Raw genomic sequence first — 26,379 nt, forward strand, 5'->3', positions numbered from 1 at the left:
TATTATATATGTGGGATGTGAGACATTTATTTTACCTTGTCTCAAAAGTAATACTAGTTATTCTGTTTCAAGAATAGCTTTTAAAACTGCTGCTGCTGCAAAAGTTCTGTTGTTTGCTTCTTCAATGATCAGAGAATTATCACTATCCAATACACCATCTGAAGCCACTACATTTCTTCTGATTGGAAGACAGTGCATAAACTTACCATTGTTGGTCAATGCCATTTTTTCTTCCGTCACTTGCCAAGAATTGTCTTTACAAACTACCTTACCATACTCAGTTGTAGAAGACCAGTTTTTAGCATAAACAAAATCAGCATCTTTTAATGCTTCATCTTGATCTGTTGTAAAAGTAGCTTCACCTACAAATTCAGGATCTAATTCATATCCTTCAGGAGCAGTGATGACCAATTCAACATCATCAGCAGCATTCATCCACTCTGCAAAAGAGTTTGGAACTGCTTGAGGCAATGCTCTTGGGTGAGGTGCCCAAGTCAATACTACTTTCTTCTTTGGCTTATCTGAATTCTCACGAATTGTCACCAAATCAGCTAAAGATTGAAGTGGGTGTCTTGTTGCAGATTCTAAACTTACGATCGGCACATGAGCGTACTTTACAAAGTCTTTCATGATACCATCTGCATAATCCTCTTCTTTATCTTGAAGGTTTGGAAACGAACGAACACCAATAATATCACAATACTGACTGATAACCGCTGCTGCATCCTTTAAATGCTCTGCTTTGTCACCATCCATGATCACACCGTCTTCCGTTTCGATTTTCCAACCGTCTTTATCTATATTCATTACCATCACGTCCATTCCTAAGTGGCGTGCGGCACGTTGAGTACTAAGTCTTGTTCTTAAACTAGGATTGAAAAAAAGTAATCCTAACATTTTGTTTTTTCCTACATCACCATAAGCTTCAGGATTGGCTTTAATTGACAATGCACTTTTTACGATTTCATTTAAGTCCTGAACATCGTTTACTGATAAAAACTTTTCCATTTCTAATTCTATGTCTTTGATTGCTGTAATAAGGACATTGTAATACAATGCCCTTACACTTACTTTTTTTATGCTATTTCTTTTGTTACATCATTGAAAGCATCAACAAATAATTGTGCTTGCTCTTTTGTCAATGTTAATGGAGGTAACAATCTGATTGTATTTTTATTCGATGATGCACCAGTGAAAATCTTATGTTTCATCAAAATTTCCTTTCTTAAAGGTGCTACAGCATCATTCAGCTCAATACCCAACATCAAACCTTTTCCTCTGATTTCTTTAATGGCTGGGTTCTGCTTCAATTGCTCTACAATCCACTCTCCCACTTCAACTGATTTTTCAATCAAGTTCTCTCCTTCCAACACATCTAATACAGCAATACCTGCCGCACATGCTAAGTGGTTTCCTCCGAAAGTTGTTCCCAACATTCCGAATGAAGCTTCAAATTTTGGAGCAATGAAAACACCGCCGATTGGGAAACCATTCCCCATACCCTTTGCCATTGTCACAACATCTGGAACTACATCATACCATTGGTGAGCAAAGAAACGACCGCTTCTACCATAACCCGACTGAATTTCATCTGCAATAAATACAGCATCCTGCTCATCACACAATGTTCTGATCGCTTGCATAAATTCTTCAGTTGGCTCATAGATACCACCAATTCCTTGAATACCTTCTACGATTACCGCACAGATTTCATTTTCAGCAAATGCTTGTTTTAAAGCGTCTACATCATTGAAAGGTAAAATCAAAGTATCGTGCACTGCATTCACTGGAGCTACAATATTCTTGTTGTCAGTTGTAGCAACGGCTAAAGAAGTTCTTCCGTGAAAACCTTTTGAAAATGAAATAATCTTCGTTTTCTTGTTGTAGAATGATGCTAATTTGAAAGCATTTTCATTCGCCTCAGCTCCAGAGTTACATAAGAAAAGGTTCCAATCGTGATAGCATGAAGCTTCACCTAGCTTAGAAGCCAATTCCTTTTGTAATGGATTCTGAATACTGTTCGAGTAAAAAACTAAGTTTTCTAATTGAGTACTTAGTTTTTCTTTATAATAAGGGTGGGTATGACCGATAGAAATTACCGCGTGACCACCATATAAATCTAAATATTTCTGTCCCTCTTTATCATAGATCCAAACATCTTCACCTTTAACAGGCTCAATGTCAAAAAGAGGATATACATCAAATAAATTTGCCATTTTTCGAAACGTTGAATGTGAAAAGTGAGATTAAAATGCCATTGGCTTAAGGTTCAAACCAAGCTTTTCATCTAATCCGAAGATTAAGTTCATGTTTTGAACCGCTTGTCCTACTGCACCTTTTAATAAGTTATCAATTGCTGAAGTGACTAATAATGTATCGTCATGCTTTTCAACACTGATAAATCCACGGTTAGTATTGACTACTTGCTTCAAATCCAACGGACCGTCAATGACATGTGTAAATGCCGCATCAGCATAATAATCTTTGAATAACTTCACTGCCTCTTCTTGAGAAAGATCTGATTTCAAGTAGCATGAAGCTAAAATTCCTCTTGTGAAATTACCTCTGTAAGGGATGAAATTGATTTTGTGATTAAATCCATCTTGTAATTGATTTAAAGACTGACCAATTTCCAATAAGTGTTGATGATTAAATGCTTTGTAATGCGAAATATTACTCGTTCTCCAAGTAAAAGCAGTACTTGCCATTAATTTCACACCTGCACCTGTAGAACCTGTAATTGCACTGATATGCACCTCATCATTCAGTTTTTGAGCTGAAGCCAATGGTAATAATGCAATTTGAATAGCAGTAGCAAAACAACCAGGGTTTGCAATATTCTTTGCAGATTGGATTGCTTCTTTATTTAATTCAGGTAAACCATAGATAAACTCACGGTCACCTAATTGCATTGATCTATTTTCAACGATTCCTTCTCCTAATCTAAAATCTTGACTTAAGTCGATAATAATCGTTTCAGGAGCAAATGTATTTTCTTCTAAAAACTTAACAGACTCACCATGCCCTAAACATAAGAAGATCACTTCTGAATCTTTTACCTCACCAGTAAACTCTAATTCTGTTTCACCAAACAAGTCTTTGTGTTGAGCATACAAAGGTTTTCCTACTTGACTACGGCTATGTACATAATCAATTTCTACTTCAGGATGATTAATTAATACTCTTAGTAATTCGCCGCCAGTCATTCCGGCTCCACCTATAATTCCAACTTTCATCTTCTTATGTTTTTAATATTTGTGAGTTTGTATTGTTGTCTAATTTCTGTAGTCCTGATAAACTAAATTGATTTAAAAAAGGATGCAGAATTATTTCCGCACCCTTAGTTTTTTTACCAATTCAAGTTATCAGGTTTAAAAAAACTTTATTCAGAAACACTTTCTTCAGCAGCTTCTTTTACTTTACCGAAGATCATGTTTTGATTTGCTAAAATAGTTGCAAAACCACGAGCGTCTTCACCTGTCCATGCATTGTTCATTTCACCGTAAGCTCCGAATGTGCTATTCATCAAGTCATATTTCGACTCAATGCCTTCTAATTCGAATCTGTAAGGGTACAATGTCACGAATACTTCACCTGATACGTGATCTTGTGTATCTTGAAGGAACTTCTCGATATTACGCATTACTGGATCAATCCATTGTCCTTCGTGCGTCAACATACCATAGTAGTTACCTAATTGTTCTTTCCAATATAATTGCCACTTTGTAAGTGTATGCTTCTCTAATAAGTGGTGAGCTTTGATTGTCACTACTGGAGCAGCTGCTTCAAAACCAACACGTCCTTTAATACCGATGATTGTATCACCTACGTGAATATCTCTACCGATACCAAATGGAGAAGCGATTTTATTTAATTCTTGAATAGCTTGTACCGGCTTGTCAAAAATATGACCGTCAATACCAACTAATTCACCTTTCTCAAAAGTCAACGCTACTTTCTTAGGAATAGTTTCCGTCACTTGCGTAGGGAAAGCCTCTTCAGGTAAGGTATTTCTTGAACCTAAAGTCTCTTTACCACCTACTGAAGTACCCCATAAACCTTGGTTGATAGAGTAAAGTGATTTTTCCCAGTTTCCTTCCACACCTTTTGAGATCAAGTAATCAATCTCGTCTTGTCTTGATAATTGATTATCTCTGATTGGTGTAATGATTTCAGCTTCAGGACAGATAATTTTGAAAGCCATATCAAAACGGATTTGGTCGTTACCAGCACCAGTAGATCCATGAGCGATACTATCTGCACCAATTTTCTTAGCATATTCAGCAATTGCCAACGCTTGGAATACACGCTCTGCACTTACTGACAATGGATAAGTATTATATCTTAAAGCATTACCAAATACTAAGTACTTTACACATTGATCGTAAAACGTTTCCGTTTGATCTAAAGTAATGTGAGACTTAACACCTAATGTATATGCTTTCTCTTCAATTTCTTTTAACTCTTCATCAGAGAAACCTCCCGTCTGAACGATAGCGGTATGCACTTCTAACCCTCTTTCTTCTGAAAGATACTTTACACAGTATGTTGTATCTAAACCACCACTAAAGGCTAAAACCACTTTTTGACTCATTGTAATATATTTCTTTTTGTTTGTTAAATCTTTTTCGATGTTTACTCTACAGTTGATTTATATCTAGGATCACTCGGATCGAAGATCATACCTGTACATAAACAATGTTTTCTTTCAGTTCTCTGCAAGATATCATAGTTTACACAACTTTGACAACCTTTCCAGAACTGCTCATCATCTGTCAATTCAGAAAATGTAACCGGACGGTACCCCAACTCACTGTTGATTCTCATTACAGGTAAACTTGTCGTCAATCCGAAAAGTTTTGCATCAGGATATTTCTTTCTTGATAATTGGAAAGCCTTTTTCTTAATCGCTTTTGCCAAACCTGTACCTCTAAACTTTGGGTTTACAATCAAACCCGAGTTAGCCACATACTTGTTGTGTCCCCATGATTCAATGTAACAAAAGCCCGCAAAGGTGCCATCATCAGCAATGGCAATTACGCCTTTCCCTTCTTCGAATTTCTTTTCGATATAGTCCACACTTCTTTTAGCAATACCAGTTCCTCTAGCTTTTGCTGATTCCTCAATCTGATGACAGATATCTTTTGCATACTCTTTATGCTCTGTGATACTTGCCTCAATAATTGAAAAACTTGATATATGTTGCATCTCTTGAATTAGATTCTTAACTGTCATTTCCTTAAAAACTTTATAGAGCAAGCTGTTAGTTAGTTTTTAGACTTCCTCTCGTAAAACTTTGTTTGAAACACTATAATAGCAAACCGACAAACAGCTAACTATTATAAATTCAGCCGTCGGTAAAATAGAACTATCGTCGAAAAAAGTGTCCCTCGGCGGGTACTCTATCCGATTTTTTTAAACCTGCTATATGTCCTATTTTTTTCATCATTTTTCCTTAATCGATAATCAAAATTATGAAATTAAATACGATATATTCAAGTAATAGAGTGGATTATTAATACATTTTTAATAATTATTTTTTGTAAATGAAATATTTTCAAGACACGTTGTTAAATTTTGAACATCGGGTTTTTAGGTGTTAAATTTTGAACAAAACGTAAAAAAAATAATTTTAGAATTTCTGTTTTTAGAACACAAAAAAGCTCTTAAAAATTCAATATTCTTAAGAGCTTTTTAAGGTTTAATTGATCCGATTATTAAAAGTCTTCAAGTACTTTTTCACAAAACTCTTCAAGGTTAATATCCGTGTCGAGCATTTGTGTTGAATTGACATACAATGAATCTTCATAAAATTCGGTTCCCCAATAAAAACCGAAATAATAAGTGGAATCAATTTTAGGTAATGATAAAGTAATTCTACCTTTATTCACATACCCTGCATACTCATAAATTTCAGAAGCATTCTTTTTGTAAAGACCTACAGATGGTGCTATTTCCCTAGTGCCACAACGCCCCACATACTCTATCGTAACATTTATTTGAGGAGTAATTCCTGCACTTTGAATTATATCATAAATAGGAACACTTATTTCACCATCACAGCCATTAAAAGCTTCTGAGCGATATACTTCTACAAACTCTCCTACATTGGCTGTTTCGGACTCAAAGGAATATTGTGTATCATCTTCAGGTAAGTTGGGCAATGGAATTGAGGTTTTCCCAGGTTTTTGAATATAAATAAGCATTTGCATTGAAACATTCGGTGCATTCCTAAGTGTCAAATCTTTAGACTTATTATTGATACTCCAACCTTTAGTAGCAAAACTACTTACTGGTTGTTTAGAGTTTTCTTGCACAAAAGATAATTTCATATTGTAGTTTACATTATCCGGCAAATTCTCTACACCTTCTAATCTTACAACTGACCTTGTTGAAGAGCACTTACCTGTAGACTTAAAGTCTAGGTTATAGGAAGATAAATGGGTTGTAGTATATTCTACTTTAAAACCTCCTGTATTTGAAAGTGTTACTGGACCATCACCATGATACACCCACTGTCCATCATCATTGCTATAAGACCAGATTGGAATAATATCTCCTACTTTCAAGTTTTCTCTCGTTTCCGGGTTAAAAGTCCCTTTATTAATGTTCATGACAATATTAATGGGCTTCGAAAACTTTTTGACTTCTTCACCACTTAAAAACATATCAATTGAAGTAAACCCAGCTGTGATAAACGTTGCGTCTGTAACCTCTAACCCATTCTCATCAATAATAGAATTGGGAGAAAAACCACCTGGAAAGGCCTCTAAGCTTTCTGTTTCATTATTATCAAAGTTAATCACCTGAACTTCCAATTCTCGACCAGAAATTAACTCTCCTGAGGCATTAAAAAATTGAACTCCTGCAGGTATAACAACTTCTGTTGATACTTCTAAATTTCTTTGAGTATCAGCATTGGCAGTACTTACTACAATTTCTTCACCTGTTGAACCATCTGAATTAATAGTGAAGAACTCTCTTTCTATATCAACACCTGTTGGTGGGCTTGAAAGGTTCACAATGTTTGCATTAATTTCAAGAAACTTTTCCTCACCTGTAACCTCAACTGGGATAGTCGTTGTCAAATAATCCTCACCTGAAATTTTCACTGTAAATCTGATCGGTTCTGTGATATCAGAATATTTTTTATTCACAGCAAGATTAATAATACCGTTTTGAGCTATAAATTCACTACGGCCAGAATTATTCAAAATTTTATCAGCATCTGGACCTAATAGCTCCACTGTCAAAGCTTCAGGATCAGATAAATTTGAGGGGTTTTCTAAATCATAAACTTGAATAGAAACCTCATAAGATGATAATTCTGGAGATATTGGTATAAAAATATTTTCTAAAGGATCTTGGCAAGCATAGAATATTACTATTGAAGATATTAATGTGATTATTGAATAATAGAACTTTTTCATAGCAGTAAATTTGTTTAATTAATTCGGTAAGAGAGTCTTAATTTTAAAATAGGCAACCAAGAGTAACCTTCTAGATTTTTCTGTAATTGTTCTTCTTGAGAATTCAAATCAGAAAACATGTTAGTACCTGTAAAAGTAACCTTTGGATTTCCCATGTAATAGACTCCCATATCGAATGCCACTCCAATTCTTCTTTTAGGAACCGCTCGTCCAAAACCTAAACCAAAATAAGGGGCAAAGTTGGCCCAATCTCCTTTAAAATAGATCTCACCAATTTCTTCTTGTGTGAAAACTAATTCACCTACCTGAACCTGATTAGCATACATCCCTTTCACCTCAACATTACTTTGAGGTAAATAGGCTATTCCTGCAAAAAGCTTAAAGCTACTTTTCTTGAAAGGAAGATATTCTGCTTTCAAATCTATATTAAAAGCACTCGTAGATAATTTTGTATCCATTAACTCTCCTTGGACTGTCAACGTTCTTTTCAGATCTTTAACTTCCAAGTAATTAAAACCTAATGCTATATTAAAACGTGAAAAATTTCTTGCTACATCAATACCTCCACCTGATGTTCCTAGTGATAAACCAACTGCAAATTTATTTTCATAAGCCGCTTCATCACTTTGTGAATATCCTATTAATGTACTACCTAAAAGAAGGTAAAATAATATAAGTGATATTTTCATAATGTCTTTTATTAAAATTAAGCTCTTTAAGTCTGATACTTATAACCTTTATCGTATTACTTTTTTAGTAAACGACCCCTTATTGGAATTAAAGCGAAGAATGAGAATTTCTGACTTCTCCGTTGGAATAAATACTTCTCCTTTTTTCAAATGTGTATTTAGCATCACTTCTCCAAGAGTATTATAACCTATCAAATGTGTATCAAAAGGAGTCATTACATTAAATCCATTGGGTAAAGTTTTGATCTTTACTAAAGACGCCAAGGTTTCCTCTAGACTTAGCACATTGCTATTTTTAGGCGTAATAAATAATGAGAAACGCTCGCCATCATCTTTTGAAGCATCAAATTGATAGCCATCCTTTTGAATAGATTGATTTACGCCTTCCTGATGATCAATAATTTCAATATCAAAATCTTTAAAGCCTTCTATTTTCTCAATTTTAAGAAGTCCCTTTCCTTCAAAATTTTCAATTAAAAGAGGTATTGTATATTCGTCTTGAAGAGGCAAAGCTTGAATAGCAAGGTGATTACGATCTTTATCTAATGTAGTAAATGTGGTATTATTCGATCCGTTATTAAATGCTAATGCATCCCAACCTGTGTCAAAATTTTCAGAGGCCCAATCCATAGTAGCTAATAAAAGTTCTTTCTTTAATTGAACTCCCTCCAAAGTCAACCAAAGTCTATTTTGAATATTTCCTTTTCTTAAATAGGCATCTTGAAAAGACTGTCTCATTGAATGGTTAAAAATTACTTCATCAGTGGTTGCCACATTTACGAAAAAGGCTTGTCCCATTGGGATACTCCCATTCAAGTTTTCACCATTTCCACCAGTAGATCCAGTTAAGTTCCATGTGATATAATCACTTGAGCTATAGTCCTGACCATCCGTCTCGTCATCATCCCAAAAATAAAGTGCTGAAATATTATCATTCTCATTTAAAAAGCTTGTTCCTGAAATTGGAGAAGGGTAAGGATTACCAATCAAGTTATACCCATCTGAATTTGTATTTGTAACCGAAACTCTAAAATTTCCAGAGTTTGGAATACCTCCCACATTAAATGCTTGCTCAGTCTGATACACAGCATAACCTTTCCCTACAAATAAATCACCATTGGGTACTTGCCAATTATCTCCTTTATTTGGACTTCCTAGACTTTCATTATAAAGAAAAGCTGTTCCTAATACTGTAGATGATTCATTTTGGACTGGAGAAGAAAAGAAACTATAACCCGTTTTAGATAATAAACTAAAATTGACAGTAAAACTACCTGAACCAGTGTAATGCTCATGGAATAATGCACCTGATTGATGCATTGTTATATTCCCCTTATTTTCAATAGAATCTAACACTTCAATAAAATCACCTGCCCTTATATCTAATTGGGCATTCCTATTTATTAAAAGATTACTTGTTACAAACTCACCATTTATAGAAGTACTATAATCATCTTCCAAAATTGCAGGAATATTCCAGTAGGGTTTTCCACGAGTCCAACGTTCATTACTCCAAGTCGTCACATCATCAGGATAGAATCGGGCTACGAAATATTCTCCATTTGTAAATCCACTTGCAAAATAATCACCAAGAATTGGGGTTTGATCAATTGAAGAATGACCCCTTAAACTTACAGTTTGAGATCCAGTTCTTATACCAGTGGAGTCTATTAATGTGTGAACTCTACTATCTTGAAAAACATACAAGTCATCATTTATATTAAAAAATATACTTGCGTTATATTGATCGAAATTTCCTTCTATAAGGTTTAACCATACTCCTGTTCCATCTTTTGCATTGATCTTACTTACTGCTAGATTGGAAGTGAAGTTAGTGATTAAAGAATCATTTAATACTGAATCCAATTGATAACTGCTGGAAAGGTAAATATCCCCTACATCATCAACTGTTATCCAATCTGAAGATTGCTGTGATATAATTACGGTATCTGGATATAAAGATGGCTGAATCGCCCAAACTAACTCTCCATTACCATCCAATCTCATTAAATATCCTACTGTATCAGAATCATTTGCAAAACCATTAAAACTTTCATTTGTTGAACCACAAACATATACACGTCTGTTTCTATCCAACTTCAAATCGTTTATTGTAAATAGAGAATCACCACTTGACCTACTAAATTGGTAAGCCCACTGATAATTAAAAACCGTATCTAACTGTAATAAAAAATTGTCACCTGAAGCATTTGATGCTTCTAAAGAATCATTTTCTGTAGAAGACGGATTAAAATCAAATCCACTTTGAATTTCTCTATCGAAGCCACCAGAAAGTAATAATAGATTACCATCAACGGTAAGTTTATCTGCATTTTCCACACCGTCACCACCTAATTGAAGATGTGATTTATAGTTACCTACTTCATCTAAAACAACAAGCACTAAATCTTCATTATCATTAGAAGTTTTTATACTTACTGTATCTTGATTAGGATCTAAATCTAAAGAATCTGTAAAACTTCCATAGATATAAACATAACCTTTATGGTCAACATCAATGTCAGTAAAACTTAAGTTTCCTAGTGTATCTTCATAAAATTTAGACCAATAATATTCACCATGTATATCATAACTGATGATTCCATATCCATTACTCGTTGTTGTTTTACCTAAAGAATCATCTAGGTTATAATAATCAACAATCTTTTCATGCTTGGTTAAAAGTATTAAAGTACTATCATTATGTACAGTTTGTGCAATAATATGTGTACTATCAGGCATAGAATTAGACCATGCCAACGTTAATTCTTGACCTTTACTAACCAACGAAAATTGAAGTAGTAAAAGTAATAGCAGCGTAGCTTTCTGATTCATAAATTTTGAAAATTGTAAAAGTTAGAGATATAATGTATTCTATCAGTTTGAGTATTTTATACAGAAATTAGTTGATTATCACATATCAAATTGATATGCAGAGATCTAGCTTAGCAAAATTACTTTAATAAAGCCAAAAAAAACATACCCACTACTGGGTATTTTTAATCAAAATTTAGAAGAACAAAAGGTTCAAAATGTGAATTACAGAATAAGAATCATCGATTTTAGAGAATTAAATTTCTTTATTCACCTAGTTTTTAGTCTGATATTCGTTAAATTAAAATGTGAAGCAAAAATGCATTTCTTATCTGGAACAATTAGACAGTTGCACTGTATAAAACGATAATTTAAACTGTCCATTTACATTATAGTATCAAACATCAATTCTCAATGAAAAGATTAATTCTATTATTTTCATCCATCATTACTACATGTATGTTGTTTTCGTCTTGTGATTCAACTCCCCCTAACGGCCATAGCGGTTTTGACGTAAAAGATTTTAATTCCTACCCCTATTATGATGGAGAACTAGGAATTAAATATTCAAAAAATGCGACCACTTTTAAGCTGTGGTCTCCTACTGCAAGTAAGGTAACTGTACAACTTTATGACTCAGGTTTAGGAGGAGAACCTGCTGAAATTATCCCTATGGAAGCTACTGATCGAGGGACTTGGACATTGAAAGTCGAAAAGGATTTGCATGGAAAGTATTATACTTATCAAGTACATATAGGTGATAAAAAACTGGCTGAAACTCCAGGTATTTATGCTACAGCTGTAGGTGTAAATGGGAAAAGAGGACAGGTTATTGACCTTACAAATACTAACCCAACGGGATGGGAAAATGACAAAAGACCTCCTCTTAAAGAGCTAACGGATGCAATACTTTATGAAATTCATGTGAGGGATATTACAATTGCAGATAACTCTGGTGCAAAGAATAAAGGTAAGTTTCTAGGGCTCACAGAGACTGGTACTGTTAGTGATAAAGGATTAAAAACAGGGATTGATCATATAGAGGAACTAGGCGTTACACATGTACATCTCTTGCCATCTTTTGATTATCATAGTGTAGATGAAACAAAATTGGAAGATGGGGTTTACAATTGGGGTTATGACCCTGAGAATTATAATGTGCCTGAAGGTTCTTATTCTTCTAACCCTTATGACGGTGCAGTTAGAATTAAAGAGTTTAAGCAGATGGTACAGGCCATGCACAAAAAGGGAATCCGTGCGATATTGGATGTGGTATACAATCACACCTTCTCTGGAGATGATTCTAATTTTTCATTGGAAGTACCTCAATATTATTATAGACAAAATGAAAAGGGGGGCTATTCTGACGCATCAGCTTGTGGGAATGAAACTGCTTCTGAAAGAGTAATGGCTCGTAAATATATTGTAGAGTCTGTTTTGTATTGGGCGAAAGAATATCATTTGGATGGATTCCGTTTTGATCTGATGGGGATTCATGATATTGAGACTATGAATATTCTGGCTAAAAGACTGAAATTAGAGGTTGACCCAAGTATTTTAATTTATGGTGAAGGATGGAATGCAGCCACTTCTCCTCTTCCTGTAGAAGAACAAGCGATTAAAGCTAATACGCCTAAAATGAAAGGTGTAGCTGCTTTTTCTGATGATATACGTGATGGTCTAAAAGGTAGTGTTTTTTATGATGATGAAATAGGTTTTGTTCAAGGGAATAAAGAGTTACATGAAACCATAAAGTTTGGTATCGTTGCTTCTACAAAACATCCTCAAATAGATTACAGTAAAATCAATTATTCTAAGGCTCCTTGGGCTCCTACTCCAGCTCAAACGGTTACTTATGTTTCATGTCATGATAATCACACCTTGTTTGACAAATTAAGTATTTCACAACCTAACGTGAGCAAAGAAGATATCAAAAAGATGCATAAGCTTACTAGCGCAGTGGTGCTTACTTCTCAAGGCATTCCTTTTATTCATTCGGGTGTAGAAATGCTAAGAACTAAGGGAGGCGAACATAATTCTTACAACAAACCTGATGCGATCAATAAAATCAATTGGGATTGGAAATTCGAGAATAAGGACATTTTTGAATACTATCAAGGATTGATTGAAGTGAGAAAAGCACATCCGGCGTTTAGAATGACGTCTACTGAAATGATCGCTGAAAATTTAAAATTCATTGATTTCAAAGATCCTTTAGTCATTGGTTATACCATTTCAAATAATGCAAATAAAGACGGTGCGAAAAATATTGCTGTTATTTTTAATGCAAATAAATCAGCTAAAAACATCAGTAAATTTTTACCTAAAGGAAAATGGAAAGTTCTAGTGGATGGTAAAAAAGCTTCTGCTGATGGCATCAAGACAATTAGTTCTGTGAGAATAGAAGGAATATCAGCCTTAGTTTTGGTTCAAGAATAGATTAATCCGCTTTAAGCAAAAAACTGCATTGTATTCACCTATGTCTACAATGCAGTTTTTTTATTTTACGTCTTTTGTAAGCTCTAATTTTTCATACATTTCAAGGTGATCTGTATGTGCTCTATAAATTTCCCTACCGCTTATATCAAAGAATTTTAGCGTACACATCACATGATTTGAATCTACTTCTCCATATTCAATCTGTAATCTTCTAAAAGGACCTCTAAAAAGGTCATATCTTACATAGTTTACATTATTGCTTTCTGAAAGAGATATGAATTCAATTTTATATTCCTCTACATATGCTTCTTTTTCTGTTAAGAATCGAATTTGCCCCTTATCAATAACAATGCTGTAGGCATTTCTAAGGGCTCTTATTTCTATGGATGGATCACAATCTACCTCAGGGTTACTGATAATAAACTTTGATTTTATGAATGAACTATCCTTTGAACCTTGAGCATAAGTTGAAGTGAAGCCGATCAATAATGTTGAGATGAAGTAAAGAATATGTTTCATAATGGATTTAATTAGTTTTATAATCAAAACGGGCAGTACAGTACTATTGTTTAAGAAAGCCTCTTCAATAAAGAGTCATTAACCAATAAATACTTATTCTAAGTATCAAGACAAAATTATTTAATACTAATTCTTATTTTACTTCCTTCAAAAAACTTTAAATAGAACCACCATTAATACGTTTTTTAGCGTCGTACTCACAAAAAAAACTTAAGAATTAATTATCAATTAATTTTGGCTTAGCCCTTAGTAAAAATTAGGGTAAACAAAAAGGTCAAGCCTTTATAGACTTGACCTTCAAAACATTGATAGCTATACAACCTTAGAAAGTACGTAACTTCTTGTTTGCTGCATAGTTCACTTTCAATGCGTTAGCATCTCTTAATTTCTGACGAACGTCAGAGATGATACCCATTTTAGCTTCTCTATCAATTTTAAGTGACATAGTGATTTTATCACCATCCTCACCTAATTTGTCTTTTTCTTGAATCACGTGCTGAACAATTTGTTCTGGATCGATCAATACATCGTTCACTTGAATACGTGCTTCTGTGCCATACTTTCTTGTATCACTTGGCTCACCAATATAGATATAAGAAACTAATGATTTCTTTTCAAGTTTTGTCAACTCAGATGCTTGAGGCAATGAGTTCTTCACTAAAAGCTCAGACTCACGGAAAGTCGTTGCAATCATGAAGAAGAACAAAAGCATGAAAATGATATCTGGCAAGGCTGAAGTAGGAATATCCTGCTTCGTTTTTGTTTTCTTCTTAAACGTTGCCATAAGGTCAATGTATTTAAATAAACGCCACCACGAATGATGGCGTTTGTTAGACCAATTATTTTATCTCAGAAGGTTCAGCATCCGATACTTTGTAAGGGATCGCTTTTCTTGCTCTATCAAGCTTTTCCTTCTGATCTGGATTTTCCTTATCCAAATTCTGATAATCTTCTAAAGGCATTTTCAAATACATGGCACGCATTTCAGCATAAGCGAGCTTTAACTCGTCAATTACGCCGATGTACATTTCATATGATGTACCACGGTCCGTTTTCAATGAAATAATTGCCTTAGCTGGAGTCTCTGATTGGTTTTTGTCCTTACCGTTGTTAAGCACAAATTCCTTAACCATTTTACGAAGTTTTGGAAGGTCTACTTGCTCTTCTTGTGCTAGCATCATGTCTTGTGAGTTCACAAGGATGTTAAACACGTTACGAGTTTTCACCTTAACATCTACGTCTTCAGCTTTTGGAGGTAACATTACTGTCACACCTTTGTCAGATGCAATTGTTGTTGCCACCAAGAAGAAAATCAGCAATAGGAAGGCGATATCCGCCATTGCTCCACCATTAATTTCTGGTGCGTCTTTTTTCTTCTTCTTTAACATAACTATCCGATAGATTTAACTACTCTTTGAACAACATCTAATACTACCGCAACACCTGCGATAATGAATAAGTAATAAGTCATGTTGAGGATACCACCGATCTTTTGTGATAATGGCTCATCCACACCGAACTCATTTAACTCTCTTGCTGTCACAGAGCTATCTGCTACCGAATAACCGATAAAGAATAATACTACCAAGCCTGCGATTGTAATCAATACTGTGATCGCTGATTTAGGATCTGTAATGATTGACATCAAGAAGCCGATTACTGTAGCTACTAATGCAATAATGATTAATAGTCCAGTGAAAGGTAGCAAGTATTCTGTAAATATAGCTTCACCGTTCATAACTATGTGTAATTTCTTAAATTCTACAATTACTATTTACAATTTGTAAATAGGCACTACTACTTAGCAGTCAATTCGTTCTTAACCAAGATATCGATTAAAGATACAGAAGCTTCTTCCATTTCTAATACGATACCGTCGATTGTAGATACACAATAGTTGTAGAATACTTGAAGGATTACACCAACGATAAGACCTGCTACTGTAGTAAGAAGGGCTACTTTAATACCACCTGCTACTAGTGAAGGAGAGATATCACCTGCTGCCTCGATCGCATCGAAGGCACCGATCATACCGATTACCGTACCCATGAAACCTAACATTGGTGCCATAGCGATAAACAATGAGATCCATGGTAAACCTTTTTCTAATTTACCCATTTCTACTGAACCGTAAGAAACAACTGATTTCTCAACCATTTCGATACCTTCAGAAGCTCTCATTAAACCTTGTGTAAAGATAGAAGCAACTGGACCTCTTGTAGCTTTAGCAACTTCTAAAGCAGCATCTGCACCACCTGACTGTAAAGCTTCGTCGATTTTCGTTAAAAGCTTCTTAGTGTTTGTAGTTGAAAGTGATAACGTGATAACACGCTCAATAGCGATTGCTAAACCAAGGATTAATGTAAGCAATACCGCTCCCATAAATTCCCAACCACCTTCGATGAACTTTTGCTTCACTGCTTGAGTGAAAGACAATTCTTCTACTTGTGCCAATTCATCAGAAGATACTTCTTGAACTGTACTTTCTTCGACTGCTGCAGATGTCTCCTCAACTGCTGCTACTTCTTCAGTAGCAACTTCTTCTGTTGTTTCATCTTGCGCATACGACTGTGCGATACCTAAAGTAAGTGCACAGAAAAACATCAATAACGCGAATACTTTTTTCATAACTCTCTAACGTTCAGATTGCGATTAAATAAACTAAAATCACAGAACTGATACTGTAATAATAAATTTGTTTTGACTATCATCCGTAATCGTTGAGCAATTTAGTACTAATCTTTCGATTTCGTACTTTTTTTGATAGTTTTTAACGACTACTGACTCGCAAAGAAATATATAATTATACTTATAAACAAATTGATTATTCATTTATAAATGGCAAAATCACACTAATTAGGCCCTTAAATGTTACATTTCGTTAATTTACTGGGTCAATTCCCCCTTTAACGGTATGCCTACAAGCTCTTTGACCCTTTCCACGTCTTTATATTTTGTTAACAAACACATGAGTTTAGTAACGCTTGCTTCGGTCGTCATATCCTTTCCAGACAGAACTCCTATCTCGTTGAGTTTCGTGCTCGTAGCATAGTGCCCTTGCATGACCATCCCCCCTGTACACTGAGAAATATTGACCACTACTACACCTCTTTTCACAGTATCTTCAAGCAGCTCAATAAACCAATCTGAGGTAGGAATATTACCCGATCCATAGGTTTCCAGCACCACCCCCTGTAATTTTCGATTTTTTAGCATTTGTATTATGAAATCTTTAGGCATTCCAGGGAAAATTTTCAGCACAATAACATTGGCATCTATCTTTTTCATGGAGCGTACAGGATCGTTGATCGGATCTTTCCAGAACATCTCTTTTTTATATTCAATAAAGATCCCTGCTTCAGCTAAAGAAGGGTAATTGTAAGATCTAAATGCTGTGAAATTGAAATTCTGAGCTTTCTTGGCTCTGTTTCCTCTCAGTAATTTACTGTTGAAACAAATACAAACCTCTTGAATAAGCATTTCTCCATTGGCATCACGTGCCGAACACATCTCTAATGCTGACATCAAATTTTCACGAGCATCCGTTCTTTTTTCACCTATTGGAAGCTGTGACCCTGTTAATATAATTGGTTTGTGCACCCCATCTAACATAAAACTTAATGCTGACGCAGTGAAAGCCATGGTATCAGTACCGTGAAGGATCACAAAACCATCAAAATCCTCATAGAAATCTTCTATCAAGTTCCCCAATTGCAACCAGTGATCAGGCGTTATGTCTGATGAATCAATCAAAGGATCCAATGAAAACACTGTCAATTCAAAATCAAATCCCTTCAATTCTGGCACCGCATCAATGATTTTCTCAAAATCAAATGGTGTTAGACTTCCATTTTCCGGATGTCTGTCCATACCGATTGTTCCTCCGGTATAGATAATAAGTATAGATGTGTCTGATGTTTTTGGGCCAGTGGAATTAATGTTTACAGTTTTATAGTAATTTCTCATCTTGTTATTTCTTTAGATATGCCTCTATTTTAAATAGGTCATATGCATTCTTATCTGTTATTTCTTCTATTTCCTGACCGCTTTTCCTGGTCAAATCAGCTACTCTGTCACAAACATGAGTAGTATATAAAGGCTGGTTTCTTTTTCCTCTATAAGGCTTAGGTGCCAAGTATGGACTATCTGTTTCTAATACAATCTGTGATAAATCAACATGAGGAACTACTTTATCCAGTCCTCCATTTTTGAAAGTCACCACTCCTCCAATACCTATTTTAAAGTTGACAGCTTCTAGTCTTTTCACATCATCTAATGTTCCGGTGAAGCAGTGAAGTACACCAAACAATTCTTCTGAAGCCACTTCTTCTAATACCTCTAAAGTTTCCGGCATTGCATCCCTAGCATGAATTACCAATGGCAACTGATGCTTCTTCGCTAATTCTGCCTGTATTTTAAAGGCTTCAATTTGTTGTTCCTTATAAGTTTTGTCCCAATATAAGTCCAATCCCATTTCACCTACTGCCACAAACTTTCTTTTAGACATCCAATCTTCTACAATGTAAAGTTCTTTTTCAAAATTCTGATCCACATGACATGGATGTAGTCCCATCATCGAAAGGCATTTGCCCGGATATTTCTCTTCTAATTCCAACATACCATCAATAGAAGTATGATCGATATTAGGCATTAAAATGTGCTTGAGTCCTGCGTTGAAAGCGTCACCTAATATTTTGTCAATATCTGCACTAAATTTGTCTGAGTATATATGCGCGTGAGTATCTATCATAATTTTAATAATTTGGTATTCCGCACAAACATAACAGCTTAGGTTTTAATCTATAAAAAATACAAATCGAATTTTTTTAATAGGTTGACCTTATTTCCATAATTATGACTAATATTGAAATTAATTATTAAGTAATTCATATAATTCTATGAGACTGAATAAAAAAAACATAATAATAACTTGCTCTTGTATATTTTTTGGAATAGCCGCTTTTGGCTTTAAAACACAACAAGATCTACCAAAAGACACATCAATTACTTTCGAACAAGGTGAAACTCTAACCTATGTTGCAGGCTATTCGGTCTTTGAAGCAGGGGAAGCTGTTGTACATTTAGATAAGAAATTCCATGAGGTAAATGGTAAAAATTGTTATAAAGTAGATGTCCATGGAAAAAGTATCGGCATGTTCGGCATGGGTATGAAAATACGTGACTTGTGGCAAAGTTACTTTGATCCTGAAACTATCCTACCCGTACAGTTCAACCGTGATATTCTTGAAGGTGGTTATACACTGGAAGAAAAAATAGATTTTGATCAGGTTAACGGGAAAGCAAAAGTAGAGTGGAAGAAAAAAGACAACCCTGAAATACATAATGAAGAATACGATATGGCTCCAGGTTCTTTTGATGTCATTTCTGGATATTATTTACTTAGAACCTTAGATTATAAACAGTATTCTAAAGGTGATACGATTACAATGAATACTTTCTGGGAAAATAAAGGGTATAGTTTTGATATTATTTATTTAGGTGTTGAGAAATGTGTGACTAAATTTGGCAGAATTGAATCTTATGTGATGTCTCCTATCATGCCTGAAAATCAACTTTTCTCTGGAACTCATCCTATTAAGTTTTGGGTTTCAAAAGATGTAAACAGAATACCTCTGAAAATTCAAGCTGAACTAATTGTCGGAGCAGTTAATGTTGATTTAGTTCGATATAAAGGCTTAAAGCAAAAATTAAAGAAATCAAAAAAATAGGGACCAACCTTATTATATCATAGAAGAGCACTTTCTCATCTATAAAAAGAGAGCATGTCTGACTTGATCAAACATGCTCTTTTTATTATTTCTTTAAAACCTCTTTTATCTCTAAAGCTAGTTCAGAAGGTGTTTTAGTACCCGCTTCAATTGTAAATTCTGCTTTTGAATAATAAGGCAAACGACTTTCCCTCTTTTCTTTTATCGCATTATAAACCTCCTCTTTTTCATTTTGAGCCAAAAGAGGTCTTGTTCCTTGCTGTTGCCAAACCCTTTCTACTAATACATCCTCATGCACATCAACAAAAACAGTCTCTCCATTTTCAAGCATAAAATCCATATTATCAAAAAAACATGGAGCACCACCGCCTGTAGCCAAAATTGAATTATCAGGAAGAAAAGTTTGAACTACTTCTTTTTCAACTTTTCTAAAATAATCTTCTCCTTTTTCAGTAAATATTTCAGGGATGGATTTTTTTTCTCTTTCCTCTATCTCTGTATCCATATCATAAAATGGCAGAGATAATAAGGTAGAAAGCTCTTCCGCCAAAGTAGATTTTCCACTACCTGGCATTCCTATTAAATAAATTCGCATGTTTCGTTAGTGTAATCTCACCTTTGGATCTACAATAGCGTATAAAATATCCACAAAAATATTTACCACTACAAAACCAAAAGCTATCAATATTGTCGACCCCATCACTACAGGTAAATCAAGATATTCTACAGCTTGAATCGTTTTAAAGCCCAAACCTTTCCACTTGAAAATATACTCAATAAAAAAGGCTCCGGCCATCATTGTCGCCAGCCAGCCTGATACTGCTGTGATTACAGGGTTCAAAGCGTTTCTCAAGGTATGCATAAAAATCACCCTCAAGAAACTAGCACCTTTTGCCTTTGCTGTTCTAATATAATCTTGTGACATTACATCCAGCATTGAGCTTCTTGTCAATTGAATGATAATTGCCAATGGCCTCGTTGCCAATGTAAATGCTGGTAAAATCAAGTTTTCTAAATGCAACACTCTACCCTTCAACGGATCATTCATCCAGAGTGAACCCGTCATATTCAGATTCGTGAAATCAGACAAGTAGTAGCCAAATGTGATAGCCATTACAATTGCCAAAACGAAAGAAGGCATAGAGATAAACACAACCGATCCTCCGACGATAAAGTGATCTATTTTAGATCCAAAGTTTACTGCGGCTGTCACCCCCAAAAGAATACCACAAGATGTTGCAATAACAATTGCCGCTAATGCCAGCCAGAAAGTACCGGGAATACTTTCAATTAATATTGCATCAACTCTTTTATTCGTCTGAAATGATTTCCTTAAATAAGGGTACTTAGCCACTAAAGCACTCCCCCCTAAAGGGATCAACTTAAAATAATTGTATTTTTTCTGTGCTTCAGGTGTATTCTTTTCAATAGAAATTGGCAGCAAATCACCAATATATCTACCGTACTGCACCAAAAGCGGATCATCAAGTCCTAACTCATGACGAATCAACTCTCTCGTCTCCAAATCTGCATGCTGTCCAGACATTAAATCGACAGGATCCCCAGGCAATGCATGAAAAAGCATGAACACCACCGTGATCACTCCCCATATTACTAAGAGGCCATATAAAAATCGATTAATAATAAACTGTAGCACTTTGTATAATTAATTTAAGAGTTGAGAGATTTCGTCAGCAGAGGGAGTATCGTTGTGATGCCATTTTCCAAGAATTGTTCCTTCATCTATTAATAAGATACCCGGATTTGCTCTTACCATTGCCAATAAAACCGTCGCATCTGCATAATAATAAGGAACATTCCATTGTGATTCATGCATAAACTTGTCAAAATCACTTGCATCACTAGTCACTACCATTGTCGCAACTGTTCCTTGCAGTGAAGTCAACATTTGTTTTATTGTTGCAATTTCTTCTTTGTCAATTTCTGAAACATTTTGAACAATCACTAATAAACGCTGTGCATTTGTTGTCAATGCTGTAAAATCATCTCCTTCTGTATTAGAAATATAATAATCTGGAATTAAAGATTTGCATTCCTCCTCATTCGTAATTTCCATTCTTACAAATTTCCATGAAGGGTCTGTAGGGTAAGTAGTAAACATTTTTTCCTCCCCGTCTTTTTCCATATAATAAACACTTTCACATGGCACCTCCGGAGACATCATTTTCTGAATATTAGCCCCTACTTTATAAGGACGAAAATCTACTGGAGGCAAATGATTCAGTGCATAATAACATGTACCAAATGCAAAAACGGAAGCAATAACTACAACGATAAATTTCCAAATTGGAGCTGATTTTTTTACAGTATATGAACCGCCGTACGTTCCATACTGAGTGATGGCCTTTTTGGGTTTCAATGCCATTGCACCGAGCAATAATACTAAAAGAACAATATCTTTTGTAAAACTTCCCCAAGGAGTAAACTTGATTGCATCACCGAAACAGCCACAATCAGTTACTTTGTTAAACCATGCGGAATAAAAAGTCAGTACACCAAAAAACAACAATAAAGCTAAGGTGGCTCTCATAGAAAATTTCTCTCTATAACCTACTACTAAAGCCACACCCAATACTAATTCATAAGAAGAAAATAGAACAGACATCGGCAATGCCCAATCTGCAAGGAATAAGAAAAACATTTCCAAGGCACCGAAAGTACCTGAAACATCATCTGCAAAAACATGGAAGTATTCTTCAAATTTAATAGCCGTTCCTGTTGGATCATCGACTTTCACCAAGCCAGAAGCTATAAAAACCAGACCTACAATTATGGCTAGAAGTCTATATAAATTCTTCATAGAATTAATTAATGTATTGATATGTTGTTAGTTGCCAAAAAATTTAGTTCTCAACAAATTCCGATAAAATTAAAGCAAAAATAGAATAATTGATCATATCCTGATAGTTTGCATCTACCCCTTCAGACACCAGCGTTTGTCCGTCGTTCCCCTCTATCTGTTTTACTCTTAATAGTTTCATAAGAATAATATCTGTAATGCTTGATACTCTCATCATTCTCCATGCTTCACCATAGTCGTGATTTTTATCAAACATTAAATGCATTGTATTGGAAGCATGCTTATCATAATGACTCATTACCTCGTCAGGAGATAATTCCATTCGTTCATCATTTCGCAAATCCAATTGTGTTAAAGCCATCAGGCAGTAATTTATTATAGCAATAAACTCGCCTAAAATGTCCTCGTCAATTTTTTGCTCCCCTTTTTCCTGTATAGAGCGAATCCTCATCGCTTTGATATATATCTGATCAGTAATGGAAGGTAATCGTAAAATCCTCCAAGCTGTACCATAATCTACTGTTTTCTTCTCAAATAAGGCCCTGCACTTTTCAATGACAGCCTTGAACTCTTGTTCTGTTTTTTCCGCCTGTGTCATGTTCTTCAATCTTTCTTAACTGAGTTTTTTCAGCTAACTTTGCACAAAGTTAGAGTAAACCTATACAACCTCAAACTAAATGATAAAATCACAGCATCTTTCCATCAAAATAAAACAAAATATTTTAGCATTTGATACCCCAAAAGTCATGGGGATCATTAATGCCACACCAGATTCATTCTATAATAACAGTAGAAAAATATATGTTGATGACGCACTTATACAAGTAGAACAGATGCTTGCCGACGGGGCAAGTATTCTTGATATTGGAGGCTATTCTTCCAGACCTGGTGCTGAACATATAAAAGTACAGGAGGAACTGAACAGAGTATTACCGATTATTGAAAAAATAAAAGAAGAATATCCTGATACCATTATTTCAATTGATACTTTCAGAAGTGAAGTTGCAAGGGAAGCAATTTTGAAAGGAGCCGACATTATTAATGATATTTCTGGAGGAAGTCTTGACAATAAAATGTACGATACCGTTTACAAATCAGGTGCACCTTATATTATGATGCATATGAGAGGAAATCCACAAACAATGACGGATTTAACGGAATATCCTAATGGTGTCACACATGAAGTGATCAAGTATTTCTCTGAAAAGAAAGCTGAGTTTATCAGCAGTGGTGATAATGATTTAATTATTGATCCGGGATTTGGTTTTGCAAAGACATTGGAGCAGAATTATGAACTCTTGAATAACTTAGAATTACTTCAATCACTTCAACTCCCTATTCTAGTAGGGGTTTCAAGAAAATCCATGATCAACAAGGTCTTAAACATTACTCCTCAAGAGGCGCTGAACGGCACAACAGTCATCAATACTATAGCGTTGAGCAAGAATGCAAATATTTTGAGAGTACATGATGTAAAACCTGCGGTAGAATGTGTAAAACTTATGCAACAAACCGTTTCATTTTAAAAGAAAGACTCTATTTTTGTATTGAGAAGTAGATTTACTTCTTAATACAAGTTTTTCTTATTATAATAAGAGAGCAAAGTAAGAATTTAAGATTCAATTCACTTCTTGGAACATTTAAACTTAACTAAATAAAAATTTCAATTCCAGAAGTGGTGTGTTTATCTATAAATGCTCAAAGCAATTCACGTCTCGAAAAATAAATAAATGTTATTATTCACTGTAGGGTTTTTAGATATAAATTTCGTTGATGTACTCGATATACTTTTAGTATCGGTATTGCTTTTTCATTTATATAAATTGATCAAAGGAAGCGTGGCTTTGAAAATCTTTGTAGGTGGGTTATCTATTTATCTTACTTACTTGGTGGTAAAAGCTACTGACATGGAATTGCTCTCTGAAATTCTCAGTCAGTTTATAGATGTAGGGGTGATTGCCGCTATTATTCTATTCCAGCAAGAAATCAGAAAGTTCCTTTTAATTATTGGCAAATCGACTGATTTTAAAAATTTCCCGCTCTTTCAATTATTCAGAGGAAAAGGAAAACATGAAGAAATCAACCTTGATATTCTGGCTATTATTGACGCCATGAAAGATATGTCGGGTACCAATACAGGTGCATTAATTGTAATTTCTAAAGACAGCGATTTACAATTTTATGCTGATACGGGAGATTATGTTGACGGCAAAATTTCTAAAAGACTTCTTTTATCTATTTTCTTCAAAAACTCCCCAATGCACGATGGTGCCTGCTTGATTTACAACAACAGAATTCAGGCGGCAAGATGCATTTTGCCTGTCTCAGAAAATCCTAATATACCTGCTACGATGGGATTGAGACACAGAGCCGGAATCGGTATGACAGAGAATACAAATTCAATTGTTTTGATTGTTTCTGAAGAAACCGGACAAATGTCATTTATTAAAGGTGGTAAGATTGACCACAACTTGTCAGCAATGGAATTAAGAACCAAAATTCGTGGTTACATGAGTGATGGTCAAGAAGAGCTAGCTCAGAAAACTGCTTAGCTCTATAAACAAGTACTAATACAAAATTAATTATCATTTTGCTATAGTCTACACTGAAAAACGATGTATAGCTCCTCTATCATTACGTTTTTTTGATACTATACTCTCCTTAAAATCTGAAGAATTACTTATCTATTATTTTTGGATTAGCACTTTAGTACTGGAACAAAAGAAAAGGGACAATTTTAGCTTGTTATTTTTTATTCTAATCAAGGCAGATTTGCAGAGCATAGCCTTTTTTACGCGATAAAAATCTAACGAAGAGTAGGATAAAAAAGAGAAGATAAAATATCCATTCACTTTTGCTCAAGTACTTAAAATACACATAATCAATTTTTTACTAAATCAAACTTTCTATTACAAATTAACGTTAAGAAAGTGTGAACCTATTTTACTTTTTATACAACATGAAGACATCAAAAAAATTATTACTCACATTCGCACTCTTAGGACTCTTCTCTTTTACCTTCAATAACGATCCTAATACTTTCCTTAATAAAGGTCTTAATGACATTGCAAAAGAAGACTACTTAAAAGCAATAAGTAATTTCACAATGGCCATCAGTATACAAAACGATTTGGCGGTTGCTTATTATCATAGAGCTATCAGTAAAAACCTTTTTGGCATTAAACAAGGCTTCTATAATTCTGATTTCTGTCTGGATTTTATAGATGCAATGAAATATGGCTATGCTCCTGCAATAGAGAAACTTTATGAATTAGGAAGAGCAGAGTGTTTTCTTTTAAAATCTGCCGCATTAATGCCTGAAAAAGCATTTTGCATTGATATTTCTTCTCAAAATATCAACTCGATTTCAAATCAGTTTAGTGAATTCAGCAATTTGGTTTCACTGAATGCCTCCAATAACGGCCTGCAAGATCTTGGAACAATTTATAATTCCTGCCCCTACATTATTTCACTTGATTTAGGTGATAATGACATATCATATATTCCTGCTGAGTTATCGAAACTTCAATATTTGTATGAATTAAACCTCAGCAATAATAAAGTACAGAATATACCTGATGAGTTGACACAGTTGGAAGCCGTTGCCTTTTTAAATTTGAGAGGCAATCAACTGACTGCAATTCCAAAGGATATTGGAAATATGAAAGCCATCAAGCTTTTAGATCTTTCTTTAAATAAGATCACAAAGCTTCCTAAAAGCATTTCTGAATTGGAAAATTTAGAGACATTAGTTCTTTCAGGAAATCCTATTTCGAAGACCGAAATAAAACGATTGCATGCTGATTTACCAGATACAAAAATCATTTTTGATGTGCAGTAACATTAAGAAGCTGTACAGTTAAAATGATCAAGTAGGGTAAATATGGAATAAGTCTACGTCTATCCCATATTTATCCCTCTCACAGAACCGTGCGTAC

24 protein-coding genes are annotated in these 26,379 nt (G+C 34.7%); 5 read left to right on the forward strand and 19 right to left on the reverse strand.

Annotation, left to right across the window (positions count from 1 at the left end; translation table 11 throughout):
• Nucleotides 1-57: 57 nt before the first annotated feature.
• The 8 genes from HHU12_RS09860 to HHU12_RS09895 all read right to left on the reverse strand — a co-directional run bounded on the left by HHU12_RS09860 (nucleotide 58) and on the right by HHU12_RS09895 (nucleotide 10,954).
• Nucleotides 58-1,008: an N-acetylornithine carbamoyltransferase gene (locus tag HHU12_RS09860; protein ID WP_169656575.1), complete on the reverse strand. Its 951-nt coding sequence runs from the start codon at nucleotides 1,006-1,008 to the stop codon at nucleotides 58-60.
• Nucleotides 1,009-1,076: 68 nt separating this feature from the next.
• Nucleotides 1,077-2,216, reverse strand: a complete 1,140-nt coding sequence (locus tag HHU12_RS09865; RefSeq protein ID WP_169656576.1) for an aspartate aminotransferase family protein — start codon at nucleotides 2,214-2,216, stop codon at nucleotides 1,077-1,079.
• 30 nt (nucleotides 2,217-2,246) lie between these two features.
• A complete protein-coding gene (gene argC / locus HHU12_RS09870) occupies nucleotides 2,247-3,236 on the reverse strand; it encodes an N-acetyl-gamma-glutamyl-phosphate reductase (RefSeq protein WP_062615290.1) in 990 nt (329 codons plus the stop codon).
• Nucleotides 3,237-3,382: 146 nt separating this feature from the next.
• Complete coding sequence (gene argG / locus HHU12_RS09875) at nucleotides 3,383-4,594, reverse strand: argininosuccinate synthase (RefSeq protein ID WP_062615291.1); 1,212 nt, start codon at nucleotides 4,592-4,594, stop codon at nucleotides 3,383-3,385.
• 41 nt (nucleotides 4,595-4,635) lie between these two features.
• Nucleotides 4,636-5,235 (reverse strand): GNAT family N-acetyltransferase, encoded by a 600-nt coding sequence (locus HHU12_RS09880; protein ID WP_240970895.1) that lies wholly within the window; start codon nucleotides 5,233-5,235, stop codon nucleotides 4,636-4,638.
• A gap of 482 nt (nucleotides 5,236-5,717) precedes the next feature.
• On the reverse strand, nucleotides 5,718-7,430 hold the full coding sequence (locus tag HHU12_RS09885; RefSeq protein ID WP_169656577.1) for a hypothetical protein: 1,713 nt from the start codon (nucleotides 7,428-7,430) through the stop codon (nucleotides 5,718-5,720).
• A gap of 14 nt (nucleotides 7,431-7,444) precedes the next feature.
• Complete coding sequence (locus HHU12_RS09890) at nucleotides 7,445-8,119, reverse strand: hypothetical protein (protein WP_169656578.1); 675 nt, start codon at nucleotides 8,117-8,119, stop codon at nucleotides 7,445-7,447.
• 48 nt (nucleotides 8,120-8,167) lie between these two features.
• Nucleotides 8,168-10,954 (reverse strand): hypothetical protein, encoded by a 2,787-nt coding sequence (locus tag HHU12_RS09895; RefSeq protein ID WP_169656579.1) that lies wholly within the window; start codon nucleotides 10,952-10,954, stop codon nucleotides 8,168-8,170.
• A 393-nt stretch (nucleotides 10,955-11,347) separates the two neighbouring features.
• On the opposite strand from HHU12_RS09895, the gene pulA reads away from it, so the two are divergent.
• On the forward strand, nucleotides 11,348-13,372 hold the full coding sequence (gene pulA / locus HHU12_RS09900; protein ID WP_169656580.1) for a type I pullulanase: 2,025 nt from the start codon (nucleotides 11,348-11,350) through the stop codon (nucleotides 13,370-13,372).
• A 60-nt stretch (nucleotides 13,373-13,432) separates the two neighbouring features.
• Here pulA and HHU12_RS09905 read toward each other — a convergent pair whose 3' ends face one another.
• From HHU12_RS09905 to HHU12_RS09935, 7 genes are all read right to left on the reverse strand, one after another.
• Nucleotides 13,433-13,891, reverse strand: coding sequence for a hypothetical protein (locus tag HHU12_RS09905; protein WP_169656581.1), 459 nt, complete (start codon nucleotides 13,889-13,891; stop codon nucleotides 13,433-13,435).
• A gap of 322 nt (nucleotides 13,892-14,213) precedes the next feature.
• Complete coding sequence (locus tag HHU12_RS09910; RefSeq protein WP_169656582.1) at nucleotides 14,214-14,675, reverse strand: ExbD/TolR family protein; 462 nt, start codon at nucleotides 14,673-14,675, stop codon at nucleotides 14,214-14,216.
• Between the two features lie 55 nt (nucleotides 14,676-14,730).
• A complete protein-coding gene (locus HHU12_RS09915) occupies nucleotides 14,731-15,279 on the reverse strand; it encodes an ExbD/TolR family protein (protein WP_169656583.1) in 549 nt (182 codons plus the stop codon).
• 2 nt (nucleotides 15,280-15,281) lie between these two features.
• Nucleotides 15,282-15,629, reverse strand: a complete 348-nt coding sequence (locus tag HHU12_RS09920; protein WP_169656584.1) for a hypothetical protein — start codon at nucleotides 15,627-15,629, stop codon at nucleotides 15,282-15,284.
• Nucleotides 15,630-15,688: 59 nt separating this feature from the next.
• Nucleotides 15,689-16,519, reverse strand: a complete 831-nt coding sequence (locus HHU12_RS09925) for a MotA/TolQ/ExbB proton channel family protein (RefSeq protein WP_169656585.1) — start codon at nucleotides 16,517-16,519, stop codon at nucleotides 15,689-15,691.
• 258 nt (nucleotides 16,520-16,777) lie between these two features.
• Entirely contained in the window at nucleotides 16,778-17,857 is a 1,080-nt protein-coding gene (locus tag HHU12_RS09930; protein WP_169656586.1) for an asparaginase, read from the reverse strand.
• Between the two features lie 4 nt (nucleotides 17,858-17,861).
• The gene (locus HHU12_RS09935; protein ID WP_169656587.1) at nucleotides 17,862-18,641 is read right to left on the reverse strand and encodes a TatD family hydrolase; all 780 of its coding nucleotides are present in this window, start codon (nucleotides 18,639-18,641) and stop codon (nucleotides 17,862-17,864) included.
• Nucleotides 18,642-18,789: 148 nt separating this feature from the next.
• On the opposite strand from HHU12_RS09935, the gene HHU12_RS09940 reads away from it, so the two are divergent.
• The gene (locus tag HHU12_RS09940) at nucleotides 18,790-19,620 is read left to right on the forward strand and encodes a DUF3108 domain-containing protein (RefSeq protein WP_169656588.1); all 831 of its coding nucleotides are present in this window, start codon (nucleotides 18,790-18,792) and stop codon (nucleotides 19,618-19,620) included.
• 85 nt (nucleotides 19,621-19,705) lie between these two features.
• Here the strand turns inward: HHU12_RS09940 and HHU12_RS09945 are convergent, their stop codons facing one another.
• The 4 genes from HHU12_RS09945 to HHU12_RS09960 are packed head-to-tail and all read right to left on the reverse strand — an operon-like array spanning nucleotide 19,706 to nucleotide 23,039.
• A complete protein-coding gene (locus HHU12_RS09945; RefSeq protein ID WP_169656589.1) occupies nucleotides 19,706-20,215 on the reverse strand; it encodes a shikimate kinase in 510 nt (169 codons plus the stop codon).
• 6 nt (nucleotides 20,216-20,221) lie between these two features.
• The gene (locus tag HHU12_RS09950) at nucleotides 20,222-21,277 is read right to left on the reverse strand and encodes an ABC transporter permease (RefSeq protein ID WP_169656590.1); all 1,056 of its coding nucleotides are present in this window, start codon (nucleotides 21,275-21,277) and stop codon (nucleotides 20,222-20,224) included.
• Between the two features lie 9 nt (nucleotides 21,278-21,286).
• Entirely contained in the window at nucleotides 21,287-22,441 is a 1,155-nt protein-coding gene (locus tag HHU12_RS09955) for a BT_3928 family protein (protein WP_169656591.1), read from the reverse strand.
• Between the two features lie 43 nt (nucleotides 22,442-22,484).
• Entirely contained in the window at nucleotides 22,485-23,039 is a 555-nt protein-coding gene (locus HHU12_RS09960) for a DUF1599 domain-containing protein (RefSeq protein ID WP_169656592.1), read from the reverse strand.
• A 79-nt stretch (nucleotides 23,040-23,118) separates the two neighbouring features.
• Between HHU12_RS09960 and folP the strand changes: the two genes are divergently transcribed.
• The 3 genes from folP to HHU12_RS09975 all read left to right on the forward strand — a co-directional run bounded on the left by folP (nucleotide 23,119) and on the right by HHU12_RS09975 (nucleotide 26,282).
• A complete protein-coding gene (gene folP / locus HHU12_RS09965; RefSeq protein WP_169656593.1) occupies nucleotides 23,119-23,967 on the forward strand; it encodes a dihydropteroate synthase in 849 nt (282 codons plus the stop codon).
• Nucleotides 23,968-24,171: 204 nt separating this feature from the next.
• Nucleotides 24,172-24,993, forward strand: a complete 822-nt coding sequence (gene cdaA, locus HHU12_RS09970) for a diadenylate cyclase CdaA (RefSeq protein ID WP_169656594.1) — start codon at nucleotides 24,172-24,174, stop codon at nucleotides 24,991-24,993.
• A 407-nt stretch (nucleotides 24,994-25,400) separates the two neighbouring features.
• The gene (locus HHU12_RS09975; protein WP_169656595.1) at nucleotides 25,401-26,282 is read left to right on the forward strand and encodes a leucine-rich repeat domain-containing protein; all 882 of its coding nucleotides are present in this window, start codon (nucleotides 25,401-25,403) and stop codon (nucleotides 26,280-26,282) included.
• The last annotated feature ends 97 nt before the right edge of the window (nucleotides 26,283-26,379 follow it).

It is taken from the genome of Flammeovirga aprica JL-4, assembly GCF_012844305.1.
Lineage (GTDB): Bacteria > Bacteroidota > Bacteroidia > Cytophagales > Flammeovirgaceae > Flammeovirga > Flammeovirga aprica.